Annotated in this window: 8 protein-coding genes; 5 read left to right on the top strand and 3 right to left on the bottom strand. The window is 71.3% G+C overall.

Annotated features, from left to right (window positions below):
- Positions 1–187: 187 nt before the first annotated feature.
- Positions 188–550 carry a DsrE family protein gene (locus VHA72_RS14865; protein WP_325576563.1) on the bottom strand — a complete coding sequence of 121 codons (363 nt, stop codon included), beginning with the start codon at positions 548–550 and terminating at the stop codon, positions 188–190.
- A 23-nt stretch (positions 551–573) separates the two neighbouring features.
- On the opposite strand from VHA72_RS14865, the gene VHA72_RS14860 reads away from it, so the two are divergent.
- From VHA72_RS14860 to ygfZ, 3 genes are read left to right on the top strand one after another with little or no spacing between them, the layout of a single operon-like run.
- Positions 574–1089 (top strand): heme-binding beta-barrel domain-containing protein, encoded by a 516-nt coding sequence (locus VHA72_RS14860; protein WP_325576561.1) that lies wholly within the window; start codon positions 574–576, stop codon positions 1087–1089.
- Positions 1086–1511 carry a Fur family transcriptional regulator gene (locus tag VHA72_RS14855; RefSeq protein ID WP_325576559.1) on the top strand — a complete coding sequence of 142 codons (426 nt, stop codon included), beginning with the start codon at positions 1086–1088 and terminating at the stop codon, positions 1509–1511. Before VHA72_RS14860 ends, VHA72_RS14855 begins: the two co-directional genes overlap by 4 nt.
- Entirely contained in the window at positions 1501–2424 is a 924-nt protein-coding gene (gene ygfZ / locus VHA72_RS14850; protein WP_325576557.1) for a CAF17-like 4Fe-4S cluster assembly/insertion protein YgfZ, read from the top strand. Before VHA72_RS14855 ends, ygfZ begins: the two co-directional genes overlap by 11 nt.
- Positions 2425–2543: 119 nt before the next feature.
- Here the strand turns inward: ygfZ and mshD are convergent, their stop codons facing one another.
- Positions 2544–3344: a mycothiol synthase gene (gene mshD, locus VHA72_RS14845; RefSeq protein ID WP_325576555.1), complete on the bottom strand. Its 801-nt coding sequence runs from the start codon at positions 3342–3344 to the stop codon at positions 2544–2546.
- A gap of 73 nt (positions 3345–3417) precedes the next feature.
- The gene (locus VHA72_RS14840) at positions 3418–4137 is read right to left on the bottom strand and encodes a response regulator transcription factor (RefSeq protein WP_325576553.1); all 720 of its coding nucleotides are present in this window, start codon (positions 4135–4137) and stop codon (positions 3418–3420) included.
- Positions 4138–4256: 119 nt separating this feature from the next.
- Here VHA72_RS14840 and VHA72_RS14835 point away from each other — a divergent pair, with 119 nt between their 5' ends.
- Together VHA72_RS14835 and VHA72_RS14830 are read left to right on the top strand one after the other, a co-directional pair.
- Positions 4257–4523 carry a MoaD/ThiS family protein gene (locus VHA72_RS14835; protein WP_325576552.1) on the top strand — a complete coding sequence of 89 codons (267 nt, stop codon included), beginning with the start codon at positions 4257–4259 and terminating at the stop codon, positions 4521–4523.
- Positions 4524–4651: 128 nt separating this feature from the next.
- Positions 4652–5436, top strand: a 785-nt coding sequence (locus VHA72_RS14830) for a hypothetical protein (RefSeq protein ID WP_325576551.1), incomplete at its 3' end; no start/stop codon positions are given.

Below are 5436 nucleotides of genomic sequence, written 5' to 3'. Positions count from 1 at the left end.
CTCGGCCGCGGCGGCGCTCTCGGCGGCGCGTGCGGCGAGTTGCTCAGGCGTCTCGGCAGCGCCGGTGCTCTCGCCGCCCGATCGGCGGAACCACCTGCGGTCGTTGGGGTTCGGGGTGTCCATTTGGGCCGATGCTATCGGTCGCGGCCCACCCGGTCCGGCGCCTTCGGAAGGTCGGTGGAGAAGGTCAGTAGACCAGGGCCTGGACGCCGTCGGCCAGGATCTCCTCGGCGAACACCGCGGCTCCCGCGATCCGGACGCCCGGCATCACGTCGGCCTCGGTGATCTGACGACGGGCGGCGCACTGGCTGCAGACCGTGACGGTGCCGTCGGCGAGCACCAGGCCGAGCAGGTCGACCAGCGGAGTCGCGAGCGGGAGGCTGAACTGCTGGGCGCGGCCGGGGACGCCGTACCAGGCCGACTCGCCGGTCAGCCACAGGCTGACCTCCGCGCCGGCGGTGGTGGCGGCCGCCGCCACCGTGAACGCCTGGTTGCAGCGCTCCGCGTCCTCGGCGCCCGCGGTGACCTTGACGACGAGCTTCCTGGGCATGGGGCCACCCTAGACTGGTGGTCGTGCCGTTCACGCTGCCCGAGAACCTCCACCCCGACTGCGCCCCGATCGCCTGGCTGCTCGGCACCTGGCACGGCAACGGTCACGGGGACTACCCGACCATCGAGGCGTTCGATTTCGAGCAGGAGCTGGTCTTCCAGCAGGACGGCCGCCCGTTCTTCCACTACTCCGCGCAGTCCTGGGTGATCGACCCGGAGACGAAGGAGCGGCTGCGGCCCGGGGCGATGGAGACCGGCTTCATCCGCTCCGCGCTGGTCGAGCCTGGCAAGGCGCGGCTCGAGGTCGTCCTCGCACACAACACCGGCATGGCCGAGGTCTGGTACGGCGAGGCCGCCGACGGCAGGCTCGAGATCGCCACCCGCGGCGTCGGGCGCACCGAGACCGCGAAGGAGTACGTCGCCGGGCACCGCCTCTACGGCAACGTGCAGGGCCAGTTGATGTACGCCTTCGACATGAAGGCGATGGGACAGGAGCTGCAGCCGCATCTGTGGGCGCAGCTCAACCGGGTGGAGCCGTGAGCGGCGAGGACTGGCGAGAGCGTCTGCGCGGGAGCGGCTACCGGCTGACCCCGCAGCGCGAGCTGGTCCTCGGCGCCGTCGAGAAACTCGGGCACGCCACCCCGGAGGAGGTGCTCGCCTGCGTGCGCGAGTCGTCCTCGGCGGTCAACCTGTCCACCGTCTACCGCAACCTGGAGGTGCTCGAGGAGCTCGGCCTGGTCCGGCACGCGCATCTGTCCGACCGGGTGGCGACGTACCACTCCGCGACCGATCACGAGCACTTCCACCTGGTCTGCCGGAAGTGTCAGCGGGTCTCGTCTGTTGACCCGGACGTGGCCGGGTCCTTCGCGACGCGGCTGCGAGAGGAGTATGGGTTCGAGCCGGACCTGGGGCACCTGGTGGTGTTCGGAGAGTGTGTGAGGTGTGAGTCGGATGGTCAGTGAGCTGCTGTCGTTGCCGGGTGCCGTCGCGGGCGGGGGCATCGACGCCGGCGTCGCCGCGCACTACGGCTCGTTCAACGTCGAGCAGCGCACGCTGGTCTCGGGCGAGGGGTTCGTCGACCTGTCGCATCGCGACGTGGTCCGGATCTTTGGACCCGACCGACTGACCTGGCTGCACTCGCTGACGTCGCAGTACTTCGAGGGCCTGGAGGCCGGCGCGTGGACCGCGGCGTTGATCCTCTCGCCGCAGGGCCACATCGAGCACTTCTTCCACGGCGTCGACGACGGCACCGCGTTCACGGCCTGGACCGAGCCGGGAGCCGGTGAGGGCCTGGCGGCGTACCTGGACCGGATGCGGTTCTGGTCCGACGTCGAGGTGACGCTGGACCCGTCGCTGGCCACCGTGTGGCGCCCGGTCGCCGGCTACTCCTTCATCCCGCGCGAGTCCCTTCGGGCGTACGTCGACGCCGCCGGCCCGGCGTGCGGCATGTGGGCGTTCGAGGCGCTGCGGATCGAGCGCGGCGAGCCGCGGATCGGCGTCGATACCGACCACCGCACCATCCCCAACGAGCTCGGCCTGGTCGGCACCCACCTGGACAAGGGCTGCTATCGCGGGCAGGAGACGGTCGCGCGGGTGCACACCCTGGGCCGGCCGCCGCGGCGGTTGGTGATGCTGCACCTGGACGGCTCGGAGAACCGGCTGCCCGCGGCGGGCTCACCGCTGGTCGGGCCGGACGGCCGCGAGGTGGGCTTCGTCGGCTCCTCGGCCCGCCACTTCGAGCTCGGCCCGATCGCGCTCGGCCTGGTCAAGCGCTCCGTGCCGGTCGACGCCCCACTGAGTGTCGACGGCATGCCGGCGGCCCAGGAGGTCGTGGTCGACCCCGAGGTCGGTCTGCACGTGCGCCCGCTGCGCTGAGGCGGCGCTCGCTCCCCAAACTGTCACCGTGATAGTTCGCGTCGAGGGTGATAGATCGGATGTGTCACCCCCGGCGCAAAGTGTCACGGTGACACTTTGGCGCGCGGGAGGGTACGTCGTCAGTCGCGCCGGTACTGCACGTGCGTGTCGGCCGGCGTGTGGGTGAAGCCGAGTCCGGAGTAGAGCGCGACCGCGGCGGCGTTGTCGGACTCGACGTAGAGGTGGACGTCCTCGACGCCGAGCGAGGCCAGGTGGTCGAGCCCGGCCAGGGTGACCAGCCGGCCGAGCCCACGGCCCTGGGCGTCGGGGGAGACGCCGACGACGTACACCTCGCCGGAGGCGGGCGAGTGCTGCTTGGTCCAGTGGAAGGCCATCAACCGGTCGCCCGACCACGCGGTGAGCAGCCCGTCGGCGGAGAACCACGGCTCGGCCATCCGCTCCTCCAGGCCGGCCCGGGTCAGCGATCCCTGCTCGGGGTGATGGGCGAACGCCGCCGCGTTGACCCGGAGCAGCTCCTCCTCGTCGCCGGGCCGGAAGCCGCGTAGCTCGATGCCCTCGGGCACGCTCCACGCGGGCAGCGGCCGCGCCGCGGGGCGGTGCATCACCCACAGCTCCCGCGCCCGCGCCCAGCCGTGCGAGGCGGCCAGGGCGCGGGCCGCCGGGTGGTCGCCGTGCGACCAGGCCGACACCGCCTCCGCGGGCGCCTGCAGTAGCAGTCGGCGACCGAGGCCGGTGCCGCGCTGGTGCGGCAGCACCACCAGGGACAGCTCCTCGCCGACGAGCAGCCCGAAGCCGCGGACGTCGCCCCACACCGTCGTCTCGTCCGGGTGGTTGCGCACCGCCAGCCGAGTGGCCTCGTCGAGCGGATCGACCCCGTCGGCCGCACGGGTCAGGTCCGCCATCCGTAGGACATCGAGCACGGGGTCACCCTATGCGCCGAGTCGTGCGTCACGCCTCCGCTACGGCGACCGCAGGATCCGACTCACACGTCGCTCAGACCAGCTGGGCGACGTCGGCCGCCTGCTCCTTGTCCTTGGCGGGGAGCACGAATCGGTAGCCGACATTGCGGACGGTGCCGATCAGGGTCTCGTTCTCGGGGCCGAGCTTGGCGCGGAGGCGGCGTACGTGCACGTCGACGGTGCGGGTGCCGCCGAAGTAGTCGTAGCCCCACACCTCCTGCAGCAGCTGCTGGCGGGAGAAGACCCGGCCGGGGTGCTGTGCGAGGAACTTCAGCAGCTCGAACTCCTTGAAGGTCAGGTCGAGCGGCCGGCCGCCCACCTTCGCGGTGTAGGTCGCATCGTCGACCACGACCTCGCCCGAGCGGATCACGTGCGCCTCGGGGTCGGCGGCGTCGCGCGCCGCGGTGAGCCGGCCGATGGCCAGCCGGATCCGGGCCTCCAGCTCGGCCGGCCCGCAGGTGTGCAGGACGACGTCGTCCATGCCCCAGTCGTGCGAGACCACCGCGAGACCGCCCTCGGTGACGACGAGCAACACGGGTACGTCGGTGCCAGTGGCGCGGATGAGCCGGCACAGATCGCGGGCGTGGGCGAGGTCCTGGCGGCCGTCGACCAGCAGCAGATCGGCGTCGGGCGCCTCCAGCAGGGCGCTACCCTCGGCGGGCAGGATCTTGACCTGGTGGCCCAGCAGCGCGAGGCCCGGAAGCACGTCGGCGGACGGCTGAAGGGATCCGGTGAGAAGCAGAAGGGTGCTCATGATTTCCTCCGCGGGAAGCGAGGAGAACCGAGCCGCAACGTTGAGCCTCGGTGGTGACCGTTCCGGCATGATACCGAAATGAGCCGGTCACGTGGGACCAACGTGGTGAGGGGATCGAGATGAGCGCGATATCGGTCCGTTACTGGGCGGGCGCCAAGGCCGCGGCTGGGACGGCGGGCGACGTCCTCGAGGTGAGCGGCCCGATCACGCTCGCCGAGGTGGTCGCCCGGGTGGTCGCGCTGCACGAGGGTGGCCGGCTGCGCGACGTACTCGCGGTGTGCTCGACGCTGGTCGGCGACCGGCCGGTGGCATCGGCGGACCCTGCCCTGGTGCGGGTCGAGCCGGGGGAGACGGTGGAGTTCCTGCCGCCCTTCGCGGGTGGCTGATCGGCGCGCGTGGTCTAGACAGAGAGGCACTTGTCGACGGAGGCGTGTCGTTTGGGCCCCACCTTCGTTACATGATCGAGATAAGCGCGCCGGCCCCGCCGGCTCCCCCTACTCGAAAGGCCCCGCCAATGTCCACGACTCCGGTCGCCAAGAAGCGGTCACTGATCGCTGGCCTCGGCCTGAGCATCGCGCTGATCCTCGGCGCGCTCGTGCCGTTCTTCGTCAGCGCCGGTAGCGCTTCGGCCGCCTCGCCCGACTGCTCCGCCGAGGGCGCCGCCCAGGCACGCGCCGTCGACCACTACAACGCGTCCGCGCGTCAGGTGACGCACGCGGCGAAGAAGTACGCCAAGGCCAAGAAGAAGCTCAAGAAGGCCAAGAAGCATCACGCTGCCAAGCACGTCATCAAGAAGGACAAGCACAAGAAGAAGAAGGCCAAGAAGCGCCTGCGCAAGGTCACCACGCGCTACCGCAACGCGGCCGGCGGCGTCGGCGCCGCCAACGGCGCGCTGCTCGCCTGCCGTGCGGTGAACGGCCAGGGCGGCAGCCTCCCGCTCGGCGCTCCGATCGACGGTCCGCTGGGCGCCACCCCGCTGGCCCCGCTCTGCTACGCGATCAACCTGCCGGGTCTGTGCACCACCGCCACCCCCGACCCGGGCCAGATCGCGGCCGACCTGGAGACCCTGATCAGCACGCTGACCAACGGCCTCAACCCGGCCACGCTGAGCGACCCGCAGGCGTTCTCCGACGCGCTGCAGGCCGCCATCGAGCAGATCGTCACCGATCTCAACCCCGGTGGTGGCACCGTCGTGGCCGATCTGACCAAGACGGTCAACGACCTGGTGGACTCGCTGAGCGGCGTCCTGTTCGGCAGCGGCGTCAACCTGACCGACCCGACCTCGATCCTGAGTGCGCT

Origin of the sequence: Nocardioides sp. (assembly GCF_035547795.1) — a bacterium.
Classification (GTDB): Bacteria; Actinomycetota; Actinomycetes; order Propionibacteriales; family Nocardioidaceae; genus Nocardioides.
The sequence above is the reverse complement of the archived record's forward strand: the minus strand, read 5'-3'. Positions and strand labels throughout refer to the sequence as shown.